Origin of the sequence: Parvibaculum sp. (assembly GCF_049671045.1) — a bacterium.
Taxonomy (GTDB): Bacteria; Pseudomonadota; Alphaproteobacteria; order Parvibaculales; family Parvibaculaceae; genus Parvibaculum.
In genome coordinates this window covers 1-25,925 of the sequence record NZ_JBATUH010000056.1, presented here as the reverse complement: position 1 = coordinate 25,925, position 25,925 = coordinate 1, and the positions used below count along the sequence as shown (strand labels likewise).

Below are 25,925 nucleotides of genomic sequence, written 5' to 3'. Positions count from 1 at the left end.
GGTTACTGATTGTAGTCCGTGCTCGTCACGCGCTGGAGAAGAGCGAGATTGAGCTTCACGCCGAGCTGCTGTTCCAGATCGCCGACCGTCGTGGTGATCATGTCGGTCTGGAGCGAATCCAGCATGTCGTCGTGGAGCTTCTTGTATTCGGCCGATTTGGAATCGGGCTTCGGATCGTTGATCGCCTTCACCTGCATGATGATGAGGCTTTCGCCGAAGCCGACCGGCCCATAGGCAAAGCCGCCCTTTGGCGCCGCGAAGAGGCGCGTCACGGCCAGCCGCGAGAAAGTGTCGCTCTGCGAATAGCGCTTGATCTCGGGCGAGATGAGGACGGTGCGGCCGAGTTCGTCGGCGATCTTGTCGAAGCTCTCGCCCTTGTCGCCGCGCTCGACGAGCTTCTGCGCCAGCACCTCGAGATCGGCCTTGCGCTTCTCGCTCTTCCAGAGCTTCACCACCTTGTCGCGCACCTTGTCGAGGGGCTCGAGCTGCTGCGGCTTCACATCGTCCACGCGCAGCCAGTAATAGCCGCCTTCGCCCGTGTCGCCCGGAGGGATCTGGTCGCCGGCCTCGCTCTTGAAGACGGTCTCGATGAGGTTCTTGTACTCCGGCAGGCCGTCGGGCTTCTTGCCGTCGAGCGTCAGTCCTTTGATGGAGACGCCCGAGAACCGCACCACCTTGAGATGGTTCTTCTCGGCGATTTCCTCCAGCGAGGCGCCGCCCGCGCGGGCGTCCTCAATGCCGTTCTGGACATCGTAGATGGCCGAGCGCGCCTGCTCGTCTGCGAGCATCTGGCGAAGCTTGTCCTTCGCCTCGTCATATGTGCTGACCTTGCCGGGCTGGATTTCCGTGACATGCAGGATGACGGGGCCGAGCGGTCCCTTCACGGGCTCGCTGTATTCGTTGAGCTTGAGCGCGAAGGCAGCGTCGGCCACGGCCGGCGAGATCATCTGCGCGCGGGTGACGAGGCCCAGCGAAACATCGCTCTGGTCGAGGCCCAGCCCCTGCAGGATCTCGTCGAGGGGGCGTCCCTTGCGCAGCAGCTCGAGCGCGGCCTTCGCCGCATCGTCCGTGGCAAACGGGATCTGCTCGACCATGCGCTTTTCGGGCACGTCGAATTCCGCCCGGCGCTGCTCATAGGTCTTCTGGAGATCGGCGTCGGAAATGGCGATCGTGGACATGAGGTCCTTCGGCTCCAGCACCATGAGGCTGAAGTCGCGCGTCTCCGGCACGGTGAAGTGGATGGCCGCCTTCTGATGGTAGGCGGCGAGGGTCTTCTCGTCGGGTTCGGGGATGGTGCCCACGGCCTCCGGCGGCAGGATCATGTAGGAGGCGACGCGCGTTTCCTGCTGATAGGTCGAAAACGCATCGAGCAGCGCGGTGGGCACGCCGACGCCGAGGCCCATCACGTCGTTGATCTGCTGGCGCACCATGAAATTCCGCCGGTCGGCGATGAAGGCGCTTTCGCTGACGCCCGCCTGGGCGAGCGCCTGCCGGAATTCCTGCGGATCGAATTTCCCGAACGGCCCCTTGAGGGAGGGATCGGAGGCGATGTTCTGAGCGACGGCCTCGTCGCCCACGGCGAGTCCCATGCGGTGCGCGCCGCTATCGAGAGCGGAAAGCGCGATGAGGCGGGTGAGTGCGGCGCTGACAAGGCCGTACTGCTTGGCCTGCTCGCGCGTGATCGGCTGCCCGAGCCGCTGCGAGAACTGCTTCATCTGGCTGTCGAGCTCGCGCTCGAACTGGGGAAGCGTGATCGACTCCTTGCCGACCTTCGCCACCTCGTCTGTCGAGTAGCCGCTGAAGACGTCGGCGATTCCCCAGACGGCGAAGCTCACGACCAGAAGGCCCATCATGATCTTGGCAAGCCAGCCGCTGGCGCCTCTCCTGAGACTATCGAGCATTCGTCGTCTTTCCGCTGAGTTGGGCCGTTGCTGCGGGACAGGCCGTTTGGTTGAAGCCGCCGGGCAATCCGCCGCAGCCTTTCAGAAAGGCCGCATGATAGGTGCGGCCAACTGAGGCCGCAAGCGGGTTGGATCGGCTTCGCGATTGATTTTCCACGCGAAAACGGTTTGGCGAGTCGTCGGCACTCTGATAGATCGACACGGCTATCACGGAAGCCCGACCGGGCTTCGCAAGGCAGGGACTTAAGTTCATGGCGGCTACGGCAAAGGCTCCGCGCATCAAGGCGCTTGTCGCGGGCAACTGGAAGATGAATGGCCTCAAGGCCTCGAAGAAGGAGCTGGCCGGCCTTGCCCGGCGGCTGGCGAAGGGCGGCCGCCCTGCCTGCGATGTGCTCGTCTGCCCGCCAGCGACGCTCGTTTCGCTGCTGAAGGATGAAGCCAGGGGAACCCGTGTCGCCATCGGCGCGCAGGACTGCCACGCCGCAGCCTCCGGCGCCCATACGGGCGATATCAGCGCGGAAATGCTGAAGGATGCCGGGGCGGGCTTCGTCATCGTCGGCCACTCCGAACGCCGCGCCGACCATGGCGAAACGGACGCGCAGGTGCGGGCTAAGGCCGAGGCGGCCTGGCGCGCGGGCCTCGTCGCCATCGTCTGCATTGGCGAAACGGAAGCGCAGCGCGATGCGGGCGAGACGCTCAAGGTCATCCGCTCCCAGCTTTCCGGCTCGCTGCCCAAGGCGGCCACGGCAAAGACGACCGTCATCGCCTATGAGCCGGTCTGGGCGATCGGAACCGGCCGGACGCCGACCGCGGCCGACGTGGCCAAGGTCCATGCCGCCATCCGGGCCGCGCTCGTGAAGCGCTTTGGCGGGGAAGGGGCCGCGATGCGTATTCTTTATGGCGGGTCCGTGAAACCCTCCAACGCAGCCGAACTCATGGCCGTTCCGAACGTGAATGGCGCGCTTGTCGGCGGGGCGAGCCTCAAGGCCGAGGACTTCTACGGCATCATCTCGGCCTATATTAAAGGTTAAAGGATGAGGCCCGAAGGGGTGGGGCTGGAAACGTGGGGCCGCATGCGCTAAAACCCCGGCGCATCGCCGTCCATACGGGCGGCCCCGTTGCATGAACAGACCGGATTCCGAGGCGACATGGCCACCATCCTGCTCATAATCCACCTGATGGTCGCGGTTGCGCTCGTCGTACTCGTGCTCCTGCAGCGTTCCGAGGGCGGGGCTCTCGGTATTGGCGGGGGCGGCGGCATGATGACAGGGCGGAGCGCCGGCAACGCGCTCACCCGCGGAACGGCCATTGCGGCGACGATTTTCTTCGCGACGAGCCTCGGCCTCGTCATTCTGGCTGCCCGTGGCGGCTCGAGCGGATCGCTGCTCGACAGGGTGGCCCCGGCTCCCGCGGGCACGCAGGCCCCGGCGCCGGTCATTCCGGCACCGCTGGGCTCCGGCCTCGACGACAAGGCCGCAAGCCCCGCCGCCGCGCCGCAGACGGCTCCGGCCCCCGAGGCGCCCCAGGCGCCAAAGACGGCCCCGGCGGAACCCAGCGTGCCGCGCGCGCAATAAAAGAACCCGGCCCGATCGGCACGAACGGGCGTAATTCACAGCTATTTGCGTCAGACCCGCCCGGTGGGCCAAGGTTTGACGATCCGAATCATTTTGTTGGTGTACGTTAAGGGCCCATGACGCGGTACATATTCATCACCGGCGGCGTGGTCTCCTCTCTTGGCAAGGGTCTCGCTTCCGCAGCGCTCGGCGCGCTTCTCCAGGCGCGCGGGTTTTCCGTCAGGCTTCGCAAGCTCGACCCCTACCTGAACGTCGATCCCGGCACCATGTCGCCTTACCAGCACGGTGAGGTCTATGTGACGGATGACGGAGCGGAGACCGATCTCGATCTGGGGCATTACGAGCGTTTCACGGGCGTGCCCGCGACGCGCGGCGACAACATCACCACCGGCCGCATCTATCAGGACATCATCGCGCGCGAGCGGCGCGGCGATTATCTGGGCGGCACGGTGCAGGTGATTCCCCATGTCACCGACGCCATCAAGGAATTCGTTCTGGCGGCCAATGACGGCGTGGACTTCGTGCTCTGCGAGATCGGCGGCACGGTGGGCGACATCGAGGGGCTTCCCTTCTTCGAGGCGATCCGCCAGCTCGGCAATGAGCTTGAGCGCGGGCAGACCTGCTTCATCCACCTGACGCTGCTGCCGTTCATTCCGAGCGCGGGCGAGATGAAGACGAAGCCGACGCAGCATTCCGTGAAGGAGCTGCGCTCGATCGGCATCCAGCCCGACATTCTCATGTGCCGTTGCGACCGGCCGATCCCGGCCGACGAGCGGCGCAAGATCGCGCTCTTCTGCAATGTGCGCGAAAGCGCGGTCATTCAGGCGATGGACGTGGACACGATCTACAACGTGCCGCACGCCTATCACATGGAAGGTCTGGACAGCGAAGTGCTGGCCGTCTTCGGCATCGAGGGATCGCCCGCGCCCGATCTCTCCAAGTGGAACGTCATCACGCGCAATGTCCGCGAGCCGGAAGGCGATGTGACCATCGCCATCGTCGGCAAGTACACGGGCCTCAAGGACGCCTACAAGTCGCTGAACGAGTCGCTCGTTCACGGCGGCATCGCCAACAAGGTCCGCGTGAACATCAAATGGCTCGAATCCGAAATCTTCGAGACGGAAGACACCGCCTATCACCTTGAAGACGTGAACGGCATCCTCGTCCCCGGCGGCTTCGGCGAGCGCGGCAGCGAGGGCAAGATCGCGGCGGCGCATTTCGCGCGTACGCGCGCCGTTCCCTATTTCGGCATCTGCTTCGGCATGCAGATGGCGGTGATCGAGGCGCTGCGCAATCTCGCCGGTCTCAGCGGCGCCAGCTCGACGGAGTTCGGCCCGACGAACGAGCCCGTGGTCGGCCTCATGACCGAGTGGATGCGCGAGAACGAGCTTGTCCGCCGGGCAGCCGACGGCAATCTCGGCGGCACCATGCGGCTCGGCGCCTATGAGGCCGCCCTTCTGGAAGGCAGCCGCGTGGCGCAGATCTACGGCACGACGCGCATCAGCGAGCGGCATCGCCACCGCTACGAGGTCAACATGACCTATCGCGAGAAGCTCGAAGGCGCGGGCGTCATCATCTCCGGAACGTCGCCCGACGGGCTCCTGCCCGAGATCATCGAGATCCCGACGCACCCGTGGTACATTGGCGTCCAGTTCCACCCGGAATTGAAGTCGAAACCTTTCGACCCGCATCCCTTGTTCCGGTCCTTCATCGAGGCCGCGGTCGCGCAAAGCCGTCTGGTATAGGTTGTCCCATGCAAGCGAATGCCATCGTCAAGGTCGGCAATCTCGAAATCGGCAATGACAGGCCGTTCACGCTGATCGCGGGCCCCTGTCAGCTCGAAACGCGCCAGCACGCCTTCGACATGGCAGGCGCGATCAAGGAGATCACGACGAAGCTCGGCATCGGCTTCATCTACAAGACCTCGTTCGACAAGGCGAACCGGACGAGCCGCAATGCCAAGCGCGGGCTCGGCCTCGAACTCGCATTGCCGATCTTCGAGGATCTGCGCAGTGATCTCGGCGTGCCCGTGCTGACCGACGTGCATGAGCGCGAGCAATGCAAGGAAGTGGCGCATGTCGTCGATGTGCTGCAGATCCCGGCCTTTCTCTGTCGGCAGACCGACCTTCTCGACGCGGCGGCGCGCACCGGCCGGGTCGTCAATGTGAAGAAGGGCCAGTTCCTCGCCCCGTGGGACATGAAGAACGTGGTGGCGAAGGTCGTCGATTCCGGCAATCCGAACGTGCTGGCAACCGAGCGGGGCGTTTCCTTCGGCTACAACACGCTCGTCAACGACATGCGCGCGATTCCGATCATGAAGGAGCAGTGCGGCTGTCCGATCGTGATCGACGCCACGCATTCGGTCCAGCAGCCGGGCGGGCAGGGCACGGCCTCGGGCGGTGATCGCCGCATGGTGCCCTATATCGCGCGCGCGGCCGTCTCGCTCGGCGTCGGCGCCGTTTTCCTCGAGACGCATCAGGACCCGGATAGCGCGCCCTCCGACGGCCCGAACATGGTCAAGCTTTCCGAGCTTGAAGGGCTGCTCGCCAACCTCAAGAAATTCGACGAGCTGGCGAAATCCGCCTGAGCGGGGCGCCTGGGCGCGCCTCCATGCCCCGACCGTCTTATTGCGCGGGTTCCCTGGCGCTCACCGATTCCGACAGCGACTGCAGCAGATCCTCCGAACCGAATGCCGAGCCGGAGGCATTGCCATTGAGCGCGAAGTCCGGCGGCACGAGTTCCGGCCCCTTGCCCGCCGGAAGCGGCGGCGTGTAGTAGCCGAGCGCATAGCTTCCCAGCGCATAGCCGATCAGCGCCTGAAGTTCCGGCGAGAGCGTTCGCGCGATCTCGGGCGGGCAGGAGAGATACTGGTTCTCCTCCTGCCGGAGCCAGCCGAGCGTATAGGTGATGTTGATGCCGATCCGGTCGCCGCTCGATACGTTCTCGCCGCCGCCATGAAAGACCGAGCCTGTATAGACCAGCACAGAGCCGGGCAACATTTCGGCATAGCCGATTTCATCCGTGGTCGGACGGCGATCATCCGGCCAGCCGGTGCTGCCCGGCACGACCTGGGTTGCGCCATTTTCCTGCGTGAATTCGGTAATGGCCCAGATCGTGTTGAATTGCGGCTCGATGTCCTTGAGGAACGTGCCCCAAGCCCAGCGGTCGCGATGGATCGGCTGCTTCGGCTGTCCCGGCCTGATGCGGATGACCTGGGTGAGATGAAGCTGGATGCGCTCGCAATAGGGCTTGAGGAAGCTCGCCGCGGCCTCCACGAGCTTGGGATGCGCGATCATCTCGCGCGCCGTCGGCGAGCGGGAGACGAGCGCGCCCGTCCGCGTGGTGAGCCTGCCCGTGAAATCGTCGCGCCCCGGTTCCGTCGCCTCGACATAGGGCATGATCTCGTCATGCACGGCGCGCACCTGCGCGGCGCTCAGAACATCCTTCAGGATGAGCGCCCCGTCGCGATTGAGGATCGACAGAATTTCGTCCGTTGTCGCGGTGGCAGGCAGGGTTTCAAGTTTCGGCATGTCGTCGCTCCCCGGTCCGCCGTTTTGATCGGCGTCTGATTTTCGGAGAGTTTGACAGGATCGGCGGTGAAAGGGCCAGCCCTTTCGCCACATGAGGTTTCAGCCGCGCCCGCGATAGGGGGCGACGCCCTGATCGGGCACCCAGACGCCTGCCGGGAGCTTGCCCGTCTGCCAGAAGACGTCGATGGGAATGCCGCCGCGCGGATACCAGTAGCCGCCGATGCGGAGCCATTTCGGCGCGAGCGTCTTCGCAAGCCGCTTGCCGATGGCCACCGTGCAATCTTCGTGGAATGCGCCGTGATTGCGGAAGGATTGCAGATAGAGCTTCAGCGACTTCGATTCGACGAGCCATTTTCCCGGCACATAGTCGATGACGAGATGCGCGAAATCGGGCTGTCCCGTCACCGGGCAGATCGACGTGAATTCAGGCACTGTGAAGCGCGCGACGTAATTTGCATCGGCATGCGGGTTCGGCACGCGCTCGAGTTCCGCCTTTTCGGGGGAGACGGGGATCTCCACCCTCGCGCCAAGCTGCGTCAGCTTCGACTTGCTCATGCGGGCCTTCTTTCGTTCTTTTCCGCCTGCGGACCATCGTAGACGCATCCTTCATTGCAGGAAGCGCGATGAATTTCGATCCGTGCGATTTCGGGTAGCGGCGTCTTCAGTTCGTCCCAGATCCACATGGCGATGCGTTCGAGCGTCGGGAATTCGAGCCCCTCGATCTCGTTCAGCAGGCGATGATCGAGCTTTTCGCGCACGCGCATGAGTTCGCGTTCGACATCCTCGAAATGGCGCACGAGGCCGGTTTCCGCCGCGGGCTTTCCCTCCAGCCAGACGACGGCGCGGAAGGAATGGCCATGCATCCGGCGGTTGGGATGGCCGTCGGCCGCATAGGGCAGAAAATGCGCCGCGTCGAAGAGGAATTCCTTGTAAATGCGCATCACGGAATACCGATCATCTTGTGTGTCTGCAGCGAAAGCCGCCACTTCGGATGAGCGAGACAATAGTCGGTCGCTGCCTTCGTGTTCTCTGCGACATGGGGTCCATCCATGGGCTGCAGCAGAAAATGGCTGAAATCCAGACTTTCGAAGCGCTCGGGGCGAGCCTTGTCCTGGGGATAGACGAGCTTGAGTTCGCTGCCCGAGAGCTGTTTCAGTTCCGCATCGGCCTTGGGGCTCACGCAGATCCAGTCGATGCCTTCGGGCGCGGCGATCGTGCCGTTCGTCTCCACCGCGATTTCGAAACCGCGCTCATGAAGCGCGGCGATGAGGGGCGCGTCGAGTTGCAGCAGCGGCTCGCCGCCGGTGCAGACGACGAAGCGATGAGCGTGCGTACCTGCCGCCCAGGCGCGCTCGACGGCATCGGCAAGCGCGGCCGCATCGGCGAATTTGCCGCCGCCCGGGCCATCCGTGCCGACGAAATCCGTGTCGCAGAAGGTGCAGACGGCACGCGCGCGGTCCTCCTCGCGGCCGGTCCACAGATTGCAGCCCGCGAACCGGCAGAAAACGGCCGGGCGCCCCGCATTCGCGCCTTCGCCTTGCAGCGTGTAGAAGATTTCCTTCACCGAATACATGAATTCAAGCCTTCGCGGCCATATAGGCCGCATAACCCCTGGCCCGCAATTCGCAGGCCGGGCATGTGCCGCATCCATAACCCCAGTCATGGCGATGAGTGCGGTCGCCGCGATAGCAGCTATGCGAATGCTCGACGATGATGCGCACCAGCGCCGGTCCGCCGAGTTCTTCCGCCAGCGCCCATGTGGCAGCTTTGTCGATCCACATCAAGGGTGTTTCGATGGTGAAATGGCGCCCCATGCCGAGCGAGAGCGCCTTGGCAAGCGTCTGGATCGTATCGTTGCGGCAGTCGGGATAGCCGGAATAGTCGGTTTCGCACATGCCGCCGACAAGCGTGCCGGCGCCGCGCCGATAGCCAAGCGCCGCCGCATAGGTGAAGAAGAGGAGATTGCGGCCGGGCACGAAGGTGTTGGGAACGCCGTTCTCGTCCATTTCGATGGCGACATCGCGGGTCAGTGCCGTTTCGCTGATGGCCGCGAGTTCCGTGAGATGCAGCAGGTGGTCGGGACCGAGCCGCGGCGCCCAGGTCGGGAAGGCGCTGGCGACTTCCTCGCGCAGCTGCGCACGGCAGGCAAGCTCGACCGCATGGCTCTGGCCATAGTCGAAGCCGACCGTTTCGACGGCCTCATAACGCTCAAGCGCCCAGGCGAGGCAGACGGTCGAATCCTGTCCGCCCGAGAAGAGCACGAGAGCCTTGGAATTGCTGCGATCTGGCATCGGTTTTCTCCGGTTCGAGGCTTTTGAACAGGAGGCGGCCGCCGCCGTCAAGCGGCCCAAAAAATGCCGCCCCGGGGAGGACTGGCCTTCCCGGGGCGGTGTTTGCCGGCATCTCTGGGGGGCAGGGATGCCGCCAGTAAGCGTCAGAACGCGTAGGAAATGCTGGCCATCGCGAAGTCGCGATCGGAGACAGCGTTGTACCAGCCGGCGCCGAAGCTCGAGGTCCAGCTCAGGCTGGCCTTGATCGCCTGATACTTCGCATCCGCGCCGAGCGAGACCGTCTTGAGGCCCTTCAGATAGCCGGCCGTGTTCGGTCCCGGCGCGTAGCCGAGCACGTCATGACGCCAGACGATCTTCGGCGAGATGGTGACCGCCGTGCCGAAGGCGTTCGGATAGTCGACCACCACGAGCGCGCGATAGCCCGACGAGAAGCTCGTCGCGTATTGCGGGTCGCCGGCGCCGCTCGTCAGCAGAGCTGCCGCGAACGGGTTGCGGATACCACCCTCGGGGCCGGCGCGGTTGAGCGGGTAGGCGCCCGCATCCGGCACATAGACGAAACCGGCGTTGACGATGAAGGCACCGCTATCCGCGCCGAGATTGCGCGGCAGGAAGTCCGTCGTCGAGAAAGCCGAGATCGTGCCGATCTGCCCCTGCCAGGCATCGAGGTCGATATGTGCGAGCGTCGACTGCCCGGCGCCAGGCGCGAAGGGCAGCGTGCTGAAGCGGCAGGTGGGAGGCACGCAACCGCCACCGGAGAGGAAGGGCGATGCACCGAGCCCGTCCATCTGCGAGGCGTTGAGTTCGGCGTCGGAGATGCCGAATGCCATCTTGGGCGAGAAGGTGACTTCGCCCGAAAGCGCCGTGCCTTGGACCGTCGTGCTGAAGCTCGCGCCGATCGTGTTGATGGTCGGGAAGTCGTAGAAATAGGAGGCGTTGTTCGAGCCGATGACGAAGGCCGCGTTAACACCGGCTGCTGTGGAACAGTCGAGGCCATAGAGCGGATTGGCGCAGGTCTCGGCGAAGGTCTCACCGCCATTGGTGAAGCCCAGATACGGCAGGCGGCTCGAATACCGCGTGAAGTAGAGGCCGAAATCCGTGCCCGTTCCGACATTGTCCGCGTAGTAGTGCGCGGCGACGCCGAACTGGTTGCGGTCGCTCGCGCCGCGGTCGCCCTCGCGGGGAAGCGAGATGGCGGCCAGACCGATCCTGTCGTTGATTCCGACAGAGAAGGCGGGCAGCGAACCGCGGCCCACGATGTCGTCCGTCGAGAAGAACGAGCCGGCCGGATCGAGCTCCGTGCGCTTGTAGGAGAACTGCCAGAAGGCTTCGATCGTCAGCGCATCGGTCGCCGCGAAGGAGCCGTAGATCATCGGCATGGGCGTCATGCCGTCCTTCAGTTCCGCACCCGGCGTGCGAAGCGCGGTGACGTCGAAGGCCTGGAAGTTGTTCACGCCACCGGAGATGAAGATGCTCTCGCCCCAGTTGAGAGCCTGCTTGCCGACGCGAAGCGTCGTGGCATGGCCGTCAACGTCCCAATTGCCGTAAACGAAGGCGTCGAGCACATTGACGTTGTATTCGAGCTGCTCCTTGCCGTCGCGCTGCAGGTCGCGGAAGCGCAGGTCGTTCCGGGCATAGACCGCGTTGTAGAAGGCGGTCGGACGCGCGAAGGCGCCGTAATTGCCCCACTTGGCGTGCACGTCTGCGGTGACGCGGCCGATCGCGTCGGTGATGTCGCCCCGATCGAAGTTCAGATTGCCGTTGTCGGAGTTGATACCCGTCCAGCGACCGCTCGACGAGGCGCAGCCGCCATTGGCCTGGGACACGTGCTCGCAGCTGCGCGCGCTGGTCCGCATGGTCATGCCGAGGGAGACCGTCGTGTCGATCGAGACGTCGATGTCGCCGAATTTGAACTGTTCGGCCTGTGCCGTTCCGCCCGCCATCAAGGCGAACGCTGCGGCAGCGCCGAAAAACGCAGATTTCATGGTGCCCCGGCCCATCTGATGGGTCGTGACAGTGGGCGTTCCCGCCGATACTCTCATTTTGATTGTTTCTCCCGCTTGCTTCGAGTTCGGCGCCGACATCAGCCGACAGCGCCGAAGTAGGAGCGGCCGGGTCCGAGGGGGGAGCCGGCCGCAAGGTGGTGAGGGATGCTGACCTTTGACTGAGGAGGAGGGTTTGGTCAGTCGATTATAGTTATGTGTAATAGGTAGAAAAAACCTACTAGCAAAAACCTTATATATAAAACACACTATCTCTAGCAAGAGGGATAGTCGGTCTGCTGACGGGGAGGGAAGCGGATTGAATACGAAGGAACTGTTGCTCAGCGTTCTGATGGCAGGGCCCGCGACGGGTTACGACATCAAGAAGGTGCTGGAGCAGGAAGTCTCGAAGATCGTCGATGTGACGATCAGCAACATCTACCCCGCGCTCAACGAGCTCGCGGCGGAGGGTCTTGTGACCTACGAGCGGGTGGAGCAGGAAAACCGCCCGGCCAAGAAGGTCTATGCGATCACGGATGCGGGACGCTCCGTCTGCCTGAACACGCTCATGACGGTGAATGCCCGCCACAGGCTCCGCTCGGAGTTCATGTTTCTGCTGAGCTTTGCGCCCTATCTGCCAAGGCGAAGGATCAAAACGCTTCTCGACGAGCGTCTCGCCGATCTCGACGAGGTCTACGCCTCGCTCGACGATATCGAGGCTGCGGGCCCCGCCGGCCAGGGACCGGCGACGCCGGGGCAGGCGTTCTGTGTCGGCATGGGGCGGGCGATGATCGAGGCCGAGCGGAATTACATCCTCAACAATCGTGACTGGTTGCTGAGGCAGGCCCCGGAGGAACTGCCCTTCGCCGAACTGGTGCCGGGCTGAGCCGCGAAGCGACAAGGCCCCTTTCGCGGGGCGCGTCTGTCCGATAGAAACGCGCAAACCCTTCGCGGCGCCCGGCGCGCCGGGAGGGGCATTGGCGATTTCCAATCATCGGAGTCTGTAAGACATGGCTGCAATCATCGACATCATTGGCCGCGAAATTCTGGACAGCCGCGGTAATCCGACGGTCGAGGTCGATGTTCTGCTCGAAGATGGCGCTCTCGGCCGTGCGGCCGTGCCCTCCGGCGCGTCGACCGGCGCGCATGAGGCGGTGGAACTGCGCGATGGCGGCAGCCGCTACAAGGGCAAGGGCGTCAGAACGGCGGTCGCCGCCATCAATGGCGAGATTTTCGACGCTATCGGCGGCATGGACGCGGCCGAGCAGATCGCCATCGACCGAGCCATGTGCGAACTGGACGGCACGCCCAACAAATCGCGAATCGGCGCCAACGCGATTCTCGGCGTTTCGCTGGCCGTCGCGAAAGCGCAGGCCCTTTCGCAGGATCAGGCGCTCTTCCGCTATGTCGGCGGGCCGGCCGCCCGCATCCTGCCGGTGCCGATGATGAACATCGTCAATGGCGGTCAGCACGCCGACAATCCGATCGACATTCAGGAATTCATGATCATGCCGGTCGCCGCCGAAACCTTCGGCGACGCGCTGCGCATGGGTGCCGAGGTCTTCCACACGCTGAAGGCGGAGCTGAAGGCGGCCGGCCACAACACCAATGTGGGCGACGAGGGCGGCTTCGCGCCGAACCTCGCCTCGACCGAAGACGCCATCGGCTTCGTCATGAAGGCGATCGAGAAGGCGGGCTACAGGCCAGGCGAGGACATCTACCTCGCGCTCGATGCCGCCTCGACCGAGTTCTACAAGGGCGGCGTCTACAATCTCGAAGGCGAGGGCAAGAAGCTCGATGCCGGCGGCATGGTCGAATATTGGCGCCACCTCGTCAGCCGCTATCCGATCATCTCGATCGAGGACGGCATGGCGGAGGACGACTGGCAGGGCTGGAAGGCGCTCACCGAAGCGATCGGCGACAAGGTGCAGCTAGTGGGCGACGATCTCTTCGTAACCAACAGGCGCCGCCTGGCCGAAGGCATCGCCAAGGGCGTGGCCAACTCGATTCTCGTGAAGGTGAACCAGATCGGCACCCTCACCGAGACGCTTGAGGCTGTCGAACTGGCGCACAAGGCGAGCTACACGGCCGTCATGTCCCATCGTTCGGGCGAAACGGAGGATGCGACCATCGCCGACCTCGCGGTGGCGACGAATTGCGGCCAGATCAAGACCGGGTCGCTCGCGCGTTCCGACCGGCTGGCGAAGTACAACCAGCTGCTCCGCATCGAGGAACTGCTCGGGCCGTCCGCCGAATATGCCGGCAAGAGCGTCCTGAAGCGCTGAAAGCGCGGATGAAAGCCCCCGCGGCTGGCGGGGGCTTTTCATAAAATAAAACAATTGTGGAAGGTGAATCGAGGGCAGCATCGCGACCCTCGATTCGTAGCCATATTCAGCAACTTCATGATGCTATCTGAGGTGCGACCTTAAGCGCTCCGTCACGCTATTCCTCAAAAATTGGCACATGCGTCATGTTGGAGATTGACACCGGCACGCTATTGCTGGTCATCTTATGTCTAAGACAACTATGTCTGAAAAACCCAAACAGGCATGCAATTAGGGAGAAGGGGATGAGGATCTCATTTCTGGCGATCGGTACGCTCGCCATGCTGCTACCCGTTGGAGCCGGCGCGTCCGTGCCGGACGCCCAGGCCAATCGCCTTGGCAACGATCTGACGCCGATCGGCGCCGAAAAGGCGGGTGAGGGGGATATCCCCGCCTGGACCGGCGGCCTGACGACGGTTCCGAGCAATGTGACCTACAAGGTCGGCGACCACCTGCCGGACCCGTTCGCCAGCGACCCGATCAAGTACACGGTGACCTCGGCGAACGCCGCGCAGTATGACGCCATTCTGACCGAGGGTCAGAAGGCGCTCATGAAGACCTACCCGGACTACAAGCTCAACGTCTATGAGACGCGCCGTAGCTGCGCCTATCCGGACAACGTCTATGCGGCGACGAAGAACAACGCGAAGGTCGGCGAGCTCGTCGGCGGCGGTTCGGGCGTCGAAGGCGCGATCATGGGCTTCCCCTTCCCGATCGCGAACAACGCCTTCGAGATGATGTGGAACCACACGCTGCGCTACCGCTCCTACAAGGTGACGCGCCAGTTCGCGGCCGCCCCTGTCACGCGCAGCGGCGACTACACGCTGACCATCGTTCAGGACGAAGCGCTCTTCCCCTGGTCCGACCCGGCAAAGAAGCGCGCCGAAGAGCTGAACAACATTTCGCTCTACTACCTCGCGAATACGATCGCGCCGGCCCGCGAAGCAGGCAACGTCGTCCTCGTTTATGACGCCCTCAACGCGACGCTCAATGGCGGCCGTCAGGCGTGGCAGTACAGCCCCGGCACCCGCCGCGTGCGCCGTGCGCCGAACATCTCCTACGACAACCCGGGCACGAACTCGGACGGTCTTTCGACCTCTGACGCGTTCGACGGCTACAATGGCGCGCTCGACCGCTACGACTGGGCGGTCATCGACAAGACGCCGAAGCTCATCGCGGCCAACGCCTACAAGGCGGAAGCTGCGAAGTACAAGGACTTCCTGAAGCCCGGTCACCTCAACCAGGATCTGATCCGCTACGAGCTGCATCGTACCTGGAACTTCGAGGCGAAGCTCCGTCCGAGCACGCGCCACGTCTATGCCCGCCGCGTCTATCACAATGACGAAGACGCCTGGCAGGTTTCGGCGGCCGAACTCTATGACGGCCGTGGCCAGCTCTGGCGCGTCCAGGAAATGCAGCAGATCCAGCGCTACAACGTGCCGCTCTGCAACGCCGGTGCGGAAGTCGTCTACGACCTCCAGGCTGGCCGTTACCTCGCTCTCGCCATGCAGAACGAGGAGCCGGCGGTCAACTACTTCGCCGACGAGCTCGACCCGAGCCGCTACACGCCGAACTCGATCCGGCAATTGGGCGTGCGATAAGTTCCCTCCACGATCTTATCGCTAAACTGGGCTGCGTGGCCGAGGCCGCGCAGCCCCTTTTTGTTTGAGGGCGAGCCTGCGCCCCGCGCAAAGCCGCGCGTCTCGCGCGAGGATGGTTGACGAAGGGAATCCCTCTGTGATTCCTTGTTGTTCATGAAGGACATGGGCTTGATTCGTACCAGGGAACCGCTGCGCTTGCGCCATGCGCTCGTGCCGCTCGTTGGTCTCATCGTCATCAGCTATTTCGCCTATCACGCCGTTTACGGCCAGCATGGCTTCATCGCCTGGCTGAGCCTCCAGAACCGCGTCGACACGCTCGACCAGCAGCTCGCGGAGGTGCGGGCGGCGCGCGAGCAGCTTGACCGGCAGGTCGCCCTGCTGCGCCCCGAAAGCCTCGATCCCGACCTTCTCGACGAGCGGGCGCGCGCGACCCTCGGCTTCGCCAATCCTAATGACATCGTCATCTTCCGCGAGCGCCCGGCCGCGACCTCGCCGAGAAACGCCGCGCCGCAACTCGGCCGCTGAGAGGCTGACGGAGGCGTTCCTGACGGCTCCTTTCACCTGACTGTGATTTGGATGGCTCGCGCTCCCCGCTGAGTGCGACCGGGCCGCTATTTGTCATGCTGGGCTCTTCCCGGCATCCAGTGGCCACGATCGCCGACCGTTGTCGCTCTGGACCCCGGATCCCGGCCTGCGCCGGGACAGGCGAGTCCGGGATGTCAACGAGAGAGTGGGGCGAGCGCCTGTTCCTTCTGATCATCATGCCGGGCTCGACCCGGCATCCATCTTCCGCCGCCTCTTCGTCGCCGCCGATTTTCAACAAGCCTCTAAGCCATTGTCATCACGAGGTAATTAACCGATTATCGGTTAAGTTATATTTTTTGTTTTGAAATCAAACATTTACGCCAAGTGTCTAGAGTGCATGATAGTCATGCACAGCGCGTCTGCGGCCCCGCGCCGGATAGCGATGCGGGCGGTTCTGCCCTTTCAACCTGAAGCGGAAGATCAATGGCACCCAAATCCTCCAAATCGGCAAAGCAGGTCAAACAGGCGAGCGGCGCGGCGGCGACGCCCGCGCGCAAGGCGGCCAGAAAGCCATTGGCGAAAAAGCCCGCACGGCCGGATGGTCCGCCGCCGCTGACGCTCGAGGAGGATCTGAAGGCCTATCGGGAAATGCTGCTCATCCGCCGTTTCGAGGAGAAGGCGGGGCAGATGTATGGCATGGGTCTCATTGGGGGGTTCTGCCACCTCTATATCGGCCAGGAGGCCGTGGTGATCGGCGTGCTCGGCGCGATGAAGCCGGGCGATCAGGTCGTCACCGGCTATCGCGATCACGGACACATGCTCGCCTGCGGAATGGACGCGAAGGGTGTCATGGCCGAACTCACCGGCCGCGCGGGCGGCTATTCCAAGGGCAAGGGCGGCTCGATGCATATGTTCAGCATCGAGAAGGATTTCTATGGCGGCCACGGCATTGTCGGCGCGCCCGTGCCCATAGGAACGGGCCTTGCCTTCGCCAACAAATATCGCGGCAATGACAATGTATCGCTGACCTTCTTCGGCGATGGCGCGGCAAATCAGGGCCAGGTCTATGAGAGCTTCAACATGGCCGAGCTCTGGCGGCTTCCGGTCGTCTATGTGATCGAGAACAATCAATATGCGATGGGAACAAGCCTCGCGCGCGGCTCGGCGCAGACCAATCTCTCCAAGCGCGGCGTGAGCTTCAACATACCGGGCGAGCAGGTCGACGGAATGGATGTGCGCGCCGTGCGCGCCGCCGCCGTCAAGGCGATCGAATGGTGCCGCGCGGGCAAGGGGCCCTATATTCTCGAAATGCTGACCTATCGCTATCGCGGGCACTCCATGTCGGACCCGGCGAAATATCGCGCCAAGGAAGAAGTGAACAAGATGCGTCAGGAGCATGACGCGATCGAGCAGGTGCGTCACAGGCTCCTTGAAAGCGGCAAGAGCGAGGACGAGCTGAAGGAGATCGACCGCGAGATCAGGGCGATCGTCAACGACGCGGCACAATTCGCGCAGGACAGCCCCGAGCCCGATCCTTCGGAACTCTGGACCGATGTGCTGGCGGACGCGAATGTGGGGGTCTGAGCCATGACGACGAATATTCTCATGCCCGCGCTTTCCCCGACGATGGAGGAGGGCACGCTCAGCAAGTGGTTCGTGAAGGAAGGCGACGAGGTCCGTTCGGGCGATGTGATCGCGGAAATCGAGACCGACAAGGCGACGATGGAGGTCGAGGCGGTGGATGAAGGCAGGATCGAAAAGATCCTCGTTCCGGCCGGAACCGAGAACGTGAAGGTCAATGCCGTCATCGCAACGCTCTCGGGCGAGGAAGGAACGAGCGTATCCGCGCAGCCGCCGCTGGCGGAGGCCCGGGCGCCCGCGCCTGAAGCCCGCCCCGCGAGCCCTGAGACGAAGGCGGCAGCTGTCGCGCCGCATGTCGAAACCGCGCGCGAGCCGGAACTTCCGGCAGGCACGGAATTCGTCACCCAGACCGTGCGCGAGGCGCTGCGCGACGCGATGGCCGAGGAAATGCGCCGTGACGACAGCATCTTCGTCATGGGCGAGGAGGTTGCCGAATATCAGGGCGCCTACAAGGTCACGCAGGGCCTGCTCGAGGAATTCGGCGTACGGCGCGTCGTCGATACGCCGATCACGGAGCATGGGTTTGCCGGGCTCGGTGTCGGCGCAGCCTTTGCCGGACTGCGCCCCATCGTCGAGTTCATGACTTTCAACTTCGCCATGCAGGCGATCGACCATCTTATCAACTCGGCGGCGAAGACGCGCTACATGTCGGGCGGCCAGATGGCGACGCCCATCGTCTTTCGTGGACCGAACGGGCCCGCGGCGCGCGTCGCGGCGCAGCACAGTCAGGACTATTCGTCCTGGTACGCGCATATTCCCGGCCTCATCGTCATCGCGCCCTATTCGGCGGCGGATGCGAAAGGGCTCCTCAAGGCGGCGATCCGCGATCCCAATCCCGTCATCTTTCTCGAAAACGAAATTCTCTACGGCAAGAGCTTCGAGGTGCCGAAGCTCGACGATTTCGTGCTTCCCATCGGCAAGGCGCGCGTGCTGAAGGAGGGGGACGACGTCACCATCGTTTCGCACAGCCATGGCCTCACCTATTGCATCGAGGCGGCCGAGAAACTGGCAGCGCTCGGCATCGACGCCGAAATCATCGACCTGCGAACCTTGCGTCCGCTCGACGTCGAAACGATCGTGCAGTCGGTGAAAAAGACGAACCGTCTGGTGACGGTCGAGGAAACCTGGCCCGTCTGCGGTATCGGCGCGGAAATCGCCGCGCGCGTGCAGGCGGAAGCCTTCGACTGGCTCGATGCGCCCATCCTGCGCGTGACGCAGAAGGACGTGCCCATGCCCTATGCGGCCAATCTCGAAAAGCTGGCGCTGCCCAGCGCGGACGAGGTGGTGGAGACGGTGAAAGCCGTCTGCTACCGCTAGAGGAGGGGAGGATGCCGACACCCATTCTGATGCCCGCGCTTTCCCCCACCATGGAGGAGGGCACGCTCGCGAAATGGCATGTGAAGGAGGGCGACGAGGTCCATTCCGGCGACGTCATCGCCGAGATCGAAACCGACAAGGCGACGATGGAGGTCGAGGCGGTCGATGAAGGCCGCATCGGCAAGCTCCTTGTGGCGGAAGGGACGGAGAACGTGCCCGTCAACCAGCCCATCGCCCTGCTGCTCGGCGAGGGCGAGACGGCGGAGGCCCTGAAGGAAGCGGCGGCGCCGGTGGCGCCTCCTCCTTCGCCTCCCCCTTCAGCTCCGAAGGAGGCTGCGGCGGTGGAAAGCAAGATCCGGACAGCCAGCCCGGCGCCCAGGCCCGCAGAGCCGGCGGCGCAAGCGGCCAGACCTGCCGAGGCAGGCCGCATCTTTGCCTCGCCGCTCGCGCGCCGCATCGCGAAGGAAAAAGGCGTCGACCTCGCAGCCATCGAGGGCTCGGGCCCGCGCGGGCGCATCGTCAAGGCAGATGTCGAAGCGGCGAAGCCCGGAATGGTGACCCGGCGTCCCGCGCCGCTTGCCGCAGCGCCCGGAGCCCCTGCGCCCGCCATCGACCCCCGGGCCTTCTATGAGAAGGGCAGCTATGACGAAATTGCGCTCGACAGCATGCGGCGAACGATCGCCAGGCGGCTCACTCAGGCGATGCAGGAAATTCCGCATTTCTATCTCACCGTCGATTGCCAGCTCGACGAGCTGCTCCGTATCCGGAAGGATTTGAACGCGAAGTCGGAAGGCGACGTCAAACTCTCCGTGAATGATTTCGTGATCCGCGCCGCAGCGCTCGCACTCATGAAAGTGCCGGACGTCAATGTGAGCTTCGCGGGCAACGCGCTGCTGCGGCACCATCACGCCGATATCGGAATTGCCGTGGCGCTCGAACACGGGCTCATCACGCCCATCATCCGGGCGGCGGAAACGAAGGGCCTCGCCGAGATTTCCGCGGAGGCAAGGGAGCTTGCCGAGCGCGCGCGCGAAAAGAAGCTGAAGCCCGATGAATTCGAGGGCGGCAGCTTCTCGATTTCCAATCTCGGCATGTTCGGCATCAAGCATTTCACGGCGGTCATCAACCCGCCGCAGGCGGCGATCATCGCCGTGGGCAGGGGCGAGGAACGGCCGGTGGTGCGAAACGGCAAAGTCGAGGTCGCCACGATGATGACCGTGACCATGTCCTGCGATCATCGCGCCATAGACGGCGCGCTCGGCGCCAGGTTCCTCGAGGCTTTCAAGGCGTTCGTGGAATATCCGCCCTCGATGCTGCTCTGAGGAGGCGAAGGATGGCCGAAACCGCTTACGACGTCGTCATCATCGGCTCCGGCCCCGGCGGCTATGTCGCCGCGGTGCGCGCGGGGCAATTGGGCCTGAAGACCGCCATTGTCGAGCGCGAGGCGCTGGGTGGCATCTGCCTCAACTGGGGCTGCATACCAACCAAGGCGCTGCTGCGCTCGGCCGAAATCTATCAGACGCTGCATCGCCTCGATGAATTCGGTCTGAAGGCGGAGAATATCGGCTTTGACGCGCAGGCGATCGTGAAGCGAAGCCGCAAGGTTGCGACCCAGCTTTCAAACGGCGTCCGCTTTCTCATGAAGAAGAACAAGGTGGATGTCATCGAGGGAACGGGGAAGCTCGCCGACGTGGGCCGCGTCTCCGTCGACGGCAAGGATGGCCGCCGCGAGCTTCAGGCAAGGAACATCATCCTTGCCACAGGCGCGAGGGCGCGCACTCTGCCCGGCATCGAACCTGATGGAAAGCTCGTCTGGACCTATCGCGAAGCCATGGTGCCGCCCGCCATGCCGAAATCGCTTCTCGTCATCGGGTCGGGTGCAATCGGGATCGAATTCGCGAGCTTCTACCGCGCCTTCGGCGTGGAGGTGACGGTGGTCGAGGTTATGGACCGCATCCTGCCGGTGGAGGATGCGGAAATCTCGGACTTCGCCGCCAAGGCTTTCCGCAAGCAGGGCATGAAGATCCTAACCTCCGCAAAGGTCGAGAAACTGGAGAAGGCCGCCGACAGCGTGACCGCGACCATCGCGCTCAAGGACGGGAAAACGGAGACGCTGACCGTCGAGCGCGTCATCTCGGCCGTCGGCATCACGGGGAATGTCGAGGATCTCGGCCTCGCGGAAGCGGGGGTGAAGGTCGAGAAGGGGCACGTCGTCGCCAATGAGTGGCTCGAAACCGGCGTGAAGGGCATCTATGCCATTGGCGATCTCGTCGGCGCGCCGTGGCTTGCGCACAAGGCGATGCATGAAGGCGTGCTGGCGGTCGAGCGCATCGTGGGCCAGAAGGGACTGCATCCGCTCGACAGGTCAAAAATTCCGGGCTGCACCTACTCCACGCCCCAGATCGCAAGCGTGGGCCTCACCGAAGCGCAGGCGAAGGAAGGCGGCCGCGAGATCAAGGTCGGCCGCTTTCCCTTCCGTGGCAATGGCAAGGCGATCGCGCTCGGGGAGCCGGAAGGCTTCGTCAAGACCGTCTTCGATGCGCATACAGGCGAATTGCTGGGCGCCCACATGGTCGGTGCCGAGGTGACGGAACTCATCCAGGGCTACACGGTCGCCCGGACGCTCGAGTCGACCGAAGCCGACCTTATGCAGAGCATCTTCCCTCATCCCACCTTAAGTGAAATGATGCACGAGTCCGTGCTTGACGCCTTCGGTCGCGCGCTCCACATCTAAAGCGCATCATGTTTGAAATATTTTCCAATCCGGAAAATTGGGCGAGCCTTCTTACGCTCACGGTCCTCGAGATCGTTCTCGGCGTAGATAACCTGATATTCCTCTCCATCCTCGCTTCGCGCCTGCCAAGGGAAAAGCAGAGGCTTGGACGGCGGCTGGGCCTCGGCGCCGCGCTGATGACGAGGCTTGCGCTTCTGGCCTCCATTGCGTGGATCGTCACGCTAAGGGAGCCCATCGTCACCTATGACGGCTTCGGCGTTTCCTGGCGCGACATCATTCTCTTCGTCGGCGGACTTTTCCTGATCGCAAAATCGACGCTCGAAATCCACCATGCGGTCGAGGGGGGTGACGAGCGCGCGCACGAAATCGACACCAAGGTTCCGGGCCTCTGGTCGGTCGTCACCCAGATCGGGCTCATCGATATCATCTTCTCGCTCGACACGGTGATGACAGCCGTCGGCATGTCCGATCATTTCGAGATCATGGCCTTTGCCGTTCTCGCCGCCGTCGGCGTCATGGTCTTCGCCGCCGAGCCTCTCGCGCACTTCATCGAGGAACACCCGACCGTGAAGATGCTGGCGCTGAGCTTCCTCATGCTCATCGGCGTATCGCTCATCGCCGACGCGTTGCACTTCCACATTCCGAAGGCTTATCTCTACTTCGCGGTGGCTTTCTCCATCGGCGTCGAGTCGCTCAATCTCTGGGCGACGAAGCGGCGCAATGACCGCGACGAGGTATCTCATTGATGGATGACCAGTCCGCTGGCCGCAGCCTCCCGAAGAACGCCGTCGTCATTCTTCTCGACAGCCTGAACCGCCATATGGTCGGCGCCTATGGCGGCGACGAATTCCAGACCCCCAATCTCGACCGCTTCGCCGCGCGCGCGACGCGCTTCACGCGCCATTATACGGGCTCGCTTCCCTGCATGCCCGCGCGGCACGACATTCTTTGCGGCGCTCTCGACTTTCTGTGGAAGCCGTGGGGCTCGATCGAAATCTGGGAAGATGCCATCACCTATGAGCTGCGCAAGGCGGGCGTCGTCACGCAGCTCATCTCCGATCATCCGCATCTCTTCGAGACGGGCGGCGAGAACTATCACGTCGATTTCACGGCCTGGGACTATCAGCGCGGCCATGAGGGCGACCCATGGAAGACGCGGCCCGATCCGAGCTGGGTCGGCACGCCGGACGGTTTCCGCCCGCATATGCCTTATGACGATTCACGTGGCTATTTTCGCGGCGAAGCCGATTTTCCCGGCCCGCGCACCATGGCGGCGGCAGCCCGCTGGCTCGACGAAAATGCCGGTCACCATGACCGCTTCCTTCTCTTCGTCGACGAGTTCGATCCCCATGAGCCCTTCGACACGCCCGAGCCCTATGCCTCGATGTACGATCCAGGCTGGGAGGGGCCGCATCTCATCTGGCCGCCCTATATGCAGGGCGCACTGGCCAAGGGCGTTCTGACCGGGCAGCAGGCGCGCCAGATACGGGCGAGCTATGGCGGCAAGCTCACCATGATCGACCGCTGGTTCGGCCGCATCCTCGATGCGATCGATCGCAAGGGCCTCGCGGAAGATACGGTCATCATTCTCTGTACGGATCATGGGCATTATCTTGGCGAAAAGGATATCTGGGGAAAGCCCGGCGTGCCGGTCTATCAACCGCTCGGACATATTCCGCTGCTGATCGCATGCCCGGGTGTCACTCCCGGCACATGCGATACGCTGACGACGAGCGTTGACCTCTTTGCGACGCTGGCGGAGCTTTTCGGCGTCGAGGTTCGCCAGCGCACGCATGGGCGCTCGCTGTTGCCGCTCCTTCGCGGCGAGAAGAGCGAAACCCGCGACTGGCTGCTGACAGGCGTCTGGGGGCGCGAAGTGCACCTGATCGACCGGCGCTTCAAATATGCGCGCGCGCCGATGGCCGCCAATGCGCCTCTCACCATGCTTTCCAATCGCTGGTCGACGATGCCCACGCATGTCCTGACGCGCGAGCAGGAATTGCCGCTGCCGGACGAGCGCGCCTTTCTCGATCGCATGCCGGGAAGCAGGGTGCCCGTCATCCGCCAGGATTGGCAGGCAGGCGACAAGCTTCCGTTCTGGGCAGCGTCCCGCTTCCGGGGCAATCATCTCTACGATCTCGAGGACGATCCCGCCGAGGAGCGCAACCTCGCCGGTACGGAGCTGGAGAGGGAATACGCCGAAAAACTCCGCCATGCCTTGCAGGAGATCGAGGCTCCCGACAGCCAGTTCGTCCGCCTCGGTCTGACTTTTACCTGAGCGCTAGCGATTGATTAACGAGCTTGTCCCAATAATGATGCACGGAGGGACGACATGCTCAAAAGGCTGGACCTGAAGCTGACGCCTGAAGAGGTCGATTACGAAGTAATCGAGGCGGGAAGCCCTATTCATCCCAAGAACAGAATCTTGCTCGACTACTGGCTGGGCAAGATGGGTCCCGACGGCGTCGTCCAGCGCAGCGCGATAAATCCTCTCGATTTCCGCAAGATTCTGGGCGGCGTTTTCCTCGTGGAGCCGGTCGATGACGGCCAGGACCTCGTCTATCGCCTTGTCGGCAGCGAAAACGAGCACCGCTTCAGCAAGACCTATACCGGCCGCCGCTTTACGGAGTGTTACGGAAAGGCGATGGCCGACGACCAGATCGCCTTTCACCACCGCGTCTTCGCGGCGGGCAAGCCCGCCTTTCTGCGCGGCCGGATGAAGGGAACCGACGTCGATCACGCCCAGTTCGAGGCCAGCTATCTGCCGCTGCGGACCGATAGCGGCGGCTACCAGATGCTGGGCGGCATGTTCGACATGGCCGAGCCGGAATAGGCGCGCCGCCGAACCTTCCATGAATTGAATCCAGATTCACCGGCGATTTGCTTGAATCGCCGATACCCTCTATCCATGTTGAGCACTAGGGCAGGGGATGGCCCGAGCATGCGAACCCCGACACCCCTGAACATGGCGGCGAACCCATGGCCACGATCATCGACAATCTGAACGGAGGCGGCGCAGCCTCAGGCAATCCGCGTCCGAGACACCCTGAAAAGGCGCACCGCCCCGACACGGCCGTACTGCGCAAGCCGGAGTGGATCCGCGTCAAGGCGCCGACCTCGCCCGTCTATACGGAAACGAAGCGCATCGTCCGCGAAAACCATCTGGTCACCGTCTGCGAAGAGGCGGGCTGCCCCAATATCGGCGAGTGCTGGTCGAAGAAGCACGCCACCATGATGATCATGGGCGACACATGCACGCGCGCCTGCGCCTTCTGCAATGTGAAGACGGGACTTCCCGGCGCGCTCGATCCGCACGAGCCCGAAAATGTCGCCAACGCCGTGGAGAAGCTCGGCCTTCAGCATGTCGTCATCACATCGGTCGATCGCGATGATCTCGATGATGGCGGCGCCCAGCATTTCGTCGATGTGATTGGCGCGATCCGGCGCCGCTCGCCCGCAACGACGATTGAAATCCTGACGCCGGATTTCCTGCGCAAGGAAGGCGCTCTTGAAGTCGTGGTCAAAGCCCGTCCCGACGTGTTCAACCACAATCTGGAAACTGTGCCGTCGCGTTATCTGAAGGTTCGTCCTGGCGCTCGTTATTTCCATTCGATCCGCCTGCTACAGCGCGTCAAAGAACTGGACCCAACCATTTTCACGAAGTCTGGTATCATGGTCGGTCTTGGCGAAGAGCGGAATGAGATCCTTCAACTGATGGACGATCTGCGTTCGGCGGATGTGGATTTCATGACCATCGGTCAATATCTCCAGCCGACCCGCAAGCATCATCCCGTCATTCGCTTTGTGACCCCTGACGAATTCAAGTCATTCGAGACGATTGGCAGGACGAAGGGCTTCCTTCTGGTCGCATCCAGTCCCCTGACGCGTTCATCGCATCACGCTGGCGATGATTTCGCCAAGCTGAGGGCCGCGCGCGAGACGCAGATTGCTGCGCGGGCCTGAGATAGGAAATGCCGCAGTTTACGACCGTCAGGCGGGTGCATCACCGGGCAGATCAAATGTTCGGCCTTGTTGCTGATGTTGAGAAATATCCGCAGTTTCTGCCGATGTGCGAGGCTTTGTCTGTTCGCTCCCGCAAGGAGCGTGACGGCAAGGCTCTTCTCATTGCCGACATGACGGTTGGTTACAAACTTATACGCGAGACATTCACCAGTCAGGTGCTGCTGAAGCCCGAGGAAAATGTCATCGATGTGAAATATCTCGACGGGCCGTTTCGCTACCTCGATAATCGCTGGACCTTCAAACCGGTAGGCGAGGGAAGCGAATGCGATGTCGAGTTTTTCATCGATTATGAGTTCAAGAGTCGTACCCTTGGCCTTCTTATGGGTACGATGTTCGACCTCGCTTTCAAGAAGTTTTCTGAAGCCTTCGAAAAGCGGGCCGACCAGATCTACGGTCTGGCCTGAGAAAAGCCCCGGTTTCCCCGGCGCTTTTTTCTTCTCACTCACATCCCGAAACCGTTTCACACTTTTCAGGATGTACTTTTA

At 63.1% G+C, this 25,925-nt stretch carries 24 protein-coding genes; 17 read left to right on the top strand and 7 right to left on the bottom strand.

Translation table 11 applies throughout. From position 1 onward, the window contains the following. Window positions 1-2 precede the first annotated feature (2 nt). Entirely contained in the window at window positions 3-1,901 is a 1,899-nt protein-coding gene (locus WBG82_RS07110; RefSeq protein WP_424423120.1) for a SurA N-terminal domain-containing protein, read from the bottom strand. Between the two features lie 251 nt (window positions 1,902-2,152). Here WBG82_RS07110 and tpiA point away from each other — a divergent pair, with 251 nt between their 5' ends. The 4 genes from tpiA to kdsA all read left to right on the top strand — a co-directional run bounded on the left by tpiA (window position 2,153) and on the right by kdsA (window position 6,062). Further along, on the top strand, window positions 2,153-2,932 hold the full coding sequence (gene tpiA, locus WBG82_RS07105; protein ID WP_424423117.1) for a triose-phosphate isomerase: 780 nt from the start codon (window positions 2,153-2,155) through the stop codon (window positions 2,930-2,932). Between the two features lie 117 nt (window positions 2,933-3,049). Then, window positions 3,050-3,475, top strand: coding sequence for a preprotein translocase subunit SecG (gene secG, locus WBG82_RS07100; protein ID WP_424423115.1), 426 nt, complete (start codon window positions 3,050-3,052; stop codon window positions 3,473-3,475). A 116-nt stretch (window positions 3,476-3,591) separates the two neighbouring features. Beyond that, window positions 3,592-5,220: a CTP synthase gene (locus tag WBG82_RS07095; RefSeq protein ID WP_424423112.1), complete on the top strand. Its 1,629-nt coding sequence runs from the start codon at window positions 3,592-3,594 to the stop codon at window positions 5,218-5,220. 8 nt (window positions 5,221-5,228) lie between these two features. Then, window positions 5,229-6,062, top strand: a complete 834-nt coding sequence (kdsA, locus tag WBG82_RS07090) for a 3-deoxy-8-phosphooctulonate synthase (protein ID WP_424423109.1) — start codon at window positions 5,229-5,231, stop codon at window positions 6,060-6,062. A 37-nt stretch (window positions 6,063-6,099) separates the two neighbouring features. Here kdsA and WBG82_RS07085 read toward each other — a convergent pair whose 3' ends face one another. The 6 genes from WBG82_RS07085 to WBG82_RS07060 all read right to left on the bottom strand — a co-directional run bounded on the left by WBG82_RS07085 (window position 6,100) and on the right by WBG82_RS07060 (window position 11,278). Continuing rightward, entirely contained in the window at window positions 6,100-7,005 is a 906-nt protein-coding gene (locus WBG82_RS07085) for a phytanoyl-CoA dioxygenase family protein (RefSeq protein ID WP_424423106.1), read from the bottom strand. A gap of 99 nt (window positions 7,006-7,104) precedes the next feature. Then, complete coding sequence (gene queF, locus WBG82_RS07080; RefSeq protein WP_424423103.1) at window positions 7,105-7,560, bottom strand: preQ(1) synthase; 456 nt, start codon at window positions 7,558-7,560, stop codon at window positions 7,105-7,107. Continuing rightward, entirely contained in the window at window positions 7,557-7,946 is a 390-nt protein-coding gene (locus tag WBG82_RS07075; protein ID WP_424423100.1) for a 6-pyruvoyl trahydropterin synthase family protein, read from the bottom strand. The genes queF and WBG82_RS07075 overlap by 4 nt, the downstream gene beginning before the upstream one ends. After that, entirely contained in the window at window positions 7,946-8,578 is a 633-nt protein-coding gene (gene queE, locus WBG82_RS07070) for a 7-carboxy-7-deazaguanine synthase (protein WP_424423097.1), read from the bottom strand. The genes WBG82_RS07075 and queE overlap by 1 nt, the downstream gene beginning before the upstream one ends. A gap of 4 nt (window positions 8,579-8,582) precedes the next feature. Then, window positions 8,583-9,296, bottom strand: a complete 714-nt coding sequence (gene queC / locus WBG82_RS07065) for a 7-cyano-7-deazaguanine synthase QueC (protein WP_424423095.1) — start codon at window positions 9,294-9,296, stop codon at window positions 8,583-8,585. A 143-nt stretch (window positions 9,297-9,439) separates the two neighbouring features. Then, a complete protein-coding gene (locus WBG82_RS07060; protein WP_424423093.1) occupies window positions 9,440-11,278 on the bottom strand; it encodes a DUF1302 domain-containing protein in 1,839 nt (612 codons plus the stop codon). Window positions 11,279-11,594: 316 nt separating this feature from the next. Between WBG82_RS07060 and WBG82_RS07055 the strand changes: the two genes are divergently transcribed. The 13 genes from WBG82_RS07055 (at window position 11,595) to WBG82_RS06995 (ending at window position 25,844) form a co-directional block, all read left to right on the top strand. Beyond that, window positions 11,595-12,161, top strand: a complete 567-nt coding sequence (locus WBG82_RS07055; protein WP_424423091.1) for a PadR family transcriptional regulator — start codon at window positions 11,595-11,597, stop codon at window positions 12,159-12,161. Between the two features lie 124 nt (window positions 12,162-12,285). Continuing rightward, window positions 12,286-13,560 (top strand): phosphopyruvate hydratase, encoded by a 1,275-nt coding sequence (gene eno / locus WBG82_RS07050; RefSeq protein WP_424423089.1) that lies wholly within the window; start codon window positions 12,286-12,288, stop codon window positions 13,558-13,560. A 284-nt stretch (window positions 13,561-13,844) separates the two neighbouring features. Beyond that, window positions 13,845-15,200, top strand: a complete 1,356-nt coding sequence (locus WBG82_RS07045) for a DUF1329 domain-containing protein (RefSeq protein ID WP_424423087.1) — start codon at window positions 13,845-13,847, stop codon at window positions 15,198-15,200. 168 nt (window positions 15,201-15,368) lie between these two features. Next, a complete protein-coding gene (locus WBG82_RS07040; protein WP_424423084.1) occupies window positions 15,369-15,725 on the top strand; it encodes an FtsB family cell division protein in 357 nt (118 codons plus the stop codon). Between the two features lie 483 nt (window positions 15,726-16,208). After that, on the top strand, window positions 16,209-17,309 hold the full coding sequence (gene pdhA / locus WBG82_RS07035; RefSeq protein ID WP_424423082.1) for a pyruvate dehydrogenase (acetyl-transferring) E1 component subunit alpha: 1,101 nt from the start codon (window positions 16,209-16,211) through the stop codon (window positions 17,307-17,309). 3 nt (window positions 17,310-17,312) lie between these two features. After that, entirely contained in the window at window positions 17,313-18,683 is a 1,371-nt protein-coding gene (locus WBG82_RS07030; RefSeq protein WP_424423080.1) for a pyruvate dehydrogenase complex E1 component subunit beta, read from the top strand. Window positions 18,684-18,694: 11 nt separating this feature from the next. Beyond that, window positions 18,695-20,005 carry a pyruvate dehydrogenase complex dihydrolipoamide acetyltransferase gene (locus WBG82_RS07025; protein WP_424423078.1) on the top strand — a complete coding sequence of 437 codons (1,311 nt, stop codon included), beginning with the start codon at window positions 18,695-18,697 and terminating at the stop codon, window positions 20,003-20,005. A gap of 11 nt (window positions 20,006-20,016) precedes the next feature. Further along, a complete protein-coding gene (gene lpdA / locus WBG82_RS07020; RefSeq protein WP_424423076.1) occupies window positions 20,017-21,417 on the top strand; it encodes a dihydrolipoyl dehydrogenase in 1,401 nt (466 codons plus the stop codon). Between the two features lie 8 nt (window positions 21,418-21,425). Next, complete coding sequence (locus WBG82_RS07015) at window positions 21,426-22,163, top strand: TerC family protein (protein ID WP_424423074.1); 738 nt, start codon at window positions 21,426-21,428, stop codon at window positions 22,161-22,163. Next, window positions 22,163-23,695 carry a sulfatase gene (locus WBG82_RS07010; RefSeq protein ID WP_424423072.1) on the top strand — a complete coding sequence of 511 codons (1,533 nt, stop codon included), beginning with the start codon at window positions 22,163-22,165 and terminating at the stop codon, window positions 23,693-23,695. The genes WBG82_RS07015 and WBG82_RS07010 overlap by 1 nt, the downstream gene beginning before the upstream one ends. Window positions 23,696-23,749: 54 nt before the next feature. Next, entirely contained in the window at window positions 23,750-24,250 is a 501-nt protein-coding gene (locus tag WBG82_RS07005) for a PAS domain-containing protein (protein WP_424423070.1), read from the top strand. A 146-nt stretch (window positions 24,251-24,396) separates the two neighbouring features. Beyond that, window positions 24,397-25,380 (top strand): lipoyl synthase, encoded by a 984-nt coding sequence (gene lipA / locus WBG82_RS07000; protein ID WP_424423068.1) that lies wholly within the window; start codon window positions 24,397-24,399, stop codon window positions 25,378-25,380. An 8-nt stretch (window positions 25,381-25,388) separates the two neighbouring features. Further along, window positions 25,389-25,844, top strand: a complete 456-nt coding sequence (locus WBG82_RS06995) for a type II toxin-antitoxin system RatA family toxin (RefSeq protein WP_061346229.1) — start codon at window positions 25,389-25,391, stop codon at window positions 25,842-25,844. The last annotated feature ends 81 nt before the right edge of the window (window positions 25,845-25,925 follow it).

Bases quoted from the DNA above. Each gene is read 5' to 3' on its own strand.
- pdhA (WP_424423082.1), top strand. From the start codon at position 16,209: ATGGCACCCAAATCCTCCAAATCGGCAAAGCAGGTCAAACAGGCGAGC.
- WBG82_RS07085 (WP_424423106.1), bottom strand. From the start codon at position 7,005: ATGCCGAAACTTGAAACCCTGCCTGCCACCGCGACAACGGACGAAATT.
- WBG82_RS07075 (WP_424423100.1), bottom strand. From the start codon at position 7,946: ATGCGCATTTACAAGGAATTCCTCTTCGACGCGGCGCATTTTCTGCCC.
- secG (WP_424423115.1), top strand. From the start codon at position 3,050: ATGGCCACCATCCTGCTCATAATCCACCTGATGGTCGCGGTTGCGCTC.
- WBG82_RS06995 (WP_061346229.1), top strand. From the start codon at position 25,389: ATGCCGCAGTTTACGACCGTCAGGCGGGTGCATCACCGGGCAGATCAA.
- queE (WP_424423097.1), bottom strand. From the start codon at position 8,578: ATGTATTCGGTGAAGGAAATCTTCTACACGCTGCAAGGCGAAGGCGCG.
- WBG82_RS07015 (WP_424423074.1), top strand. From the start codon at position 21,426: ATGTTTGAAATATTTTCCAATCCGGAAAATTGGGCGAGCCTTCTTACG.
- queC (WP_424423095.1), bottom strand. From the start codon at position 9,296: ATGCCAGATCGCAGCAATTCCAAGGCTCTCGTGCTCTTCTCGGGCGGA.
- tpiA (WP_424423117.1), top strand. From the start codon at position 2,153: ATGGCGGCTACGGCAAAGGCTCCGCGCATCAAGGCGCTTGTCGCGGGC.
- WBG82_RS07045 (WP_424423087.1), top strand. From the start codon at position 13,845: ATGAGGATCTCATTTCTGGCGATCGGTACGCTCGCCATGCTGCTACCC.
- WBG82_RS07110 (WP_424423120.1), bottom strand. From the start codon at position 1,901: ATGCTCGATAGTCTCAGGAGAGGCGCCAGCGGCTGGCTTGCCAAGATC.
- WBG82_RS07005 (WP_424423070.1), top strand. From the start codon at position 23,750: ATGCTCAAAAGGCTGGACCTGAAGCTGACGCCTGAAGAGGTCGATTAC.
- WBG82_RS07025 (WP_424423078.1), top strand. From the start codon at position 18,695: ATGCCGACACCCATTCTGATGCCCGCGCTTTCCCCCACCATGGAGGAG.
- eno (WP_424423089.1), top strand. From the start codon at position 12,286: ATGGCTGCAATCATCGACATCATTGGCCGCGAAATTCTGGACAGCCGC.
- WBG82_RS07060 (WP_424423093.1), bottom strand. From the start codon at position 11,278: ATGAAATCTGCGTTTTTCGGCGCTGCCGCAGCGTTCGCCTTGATGGCG.
- WBG82_RS07030 (WP_424423080.1), top strand. From the start codon at position 17,313: ATGACGACGAATATTCTCATGCCCGCGCTTTCCCCGACGATGGAGGAG.
- WBG82_RS07010 (WP_424423072.1), top strand. From the start codon at position 22,163: ATGGATGACCAGTCCGCTGGCCGCAGCCTCCCGAAGAACGCCGTCGTC.
- WBG82_RS07095 (WP_424423112.1), top strand. From the start codon at position 3,592: ATGACGCGGTACATATTCATCACCGGCGGCGTGGTCTCCTCTCTTGGC.
- queF (WP_424423103.1), bottom strand. From the start codon at position 7,560: ATGAGCAAGTCGAAGCTGACGCAGCTTGGCGCGAGGGTGGAGATCCCC.
- lpdA (WP_424423076.1), top strand. From the start codon at position 20,017: ATGGCCGAAACCGCTTACGACGTCGTCATCATCGGCTCCGGCCCCGGC.
- kdsA (WP_424423109.1), top strand. From the start codon at position 5,229: ATGCAAGCGAATGCCATCGTCAAGGTCGGCAATCTCGAAATCGGCAAT.
- lipA (WP_424423068.1), top strand. From the start codon at position 24,397: ATGGCCACGATCATCGACAATCTGAACGGAGGCGGCGCAGCCTCAGGC.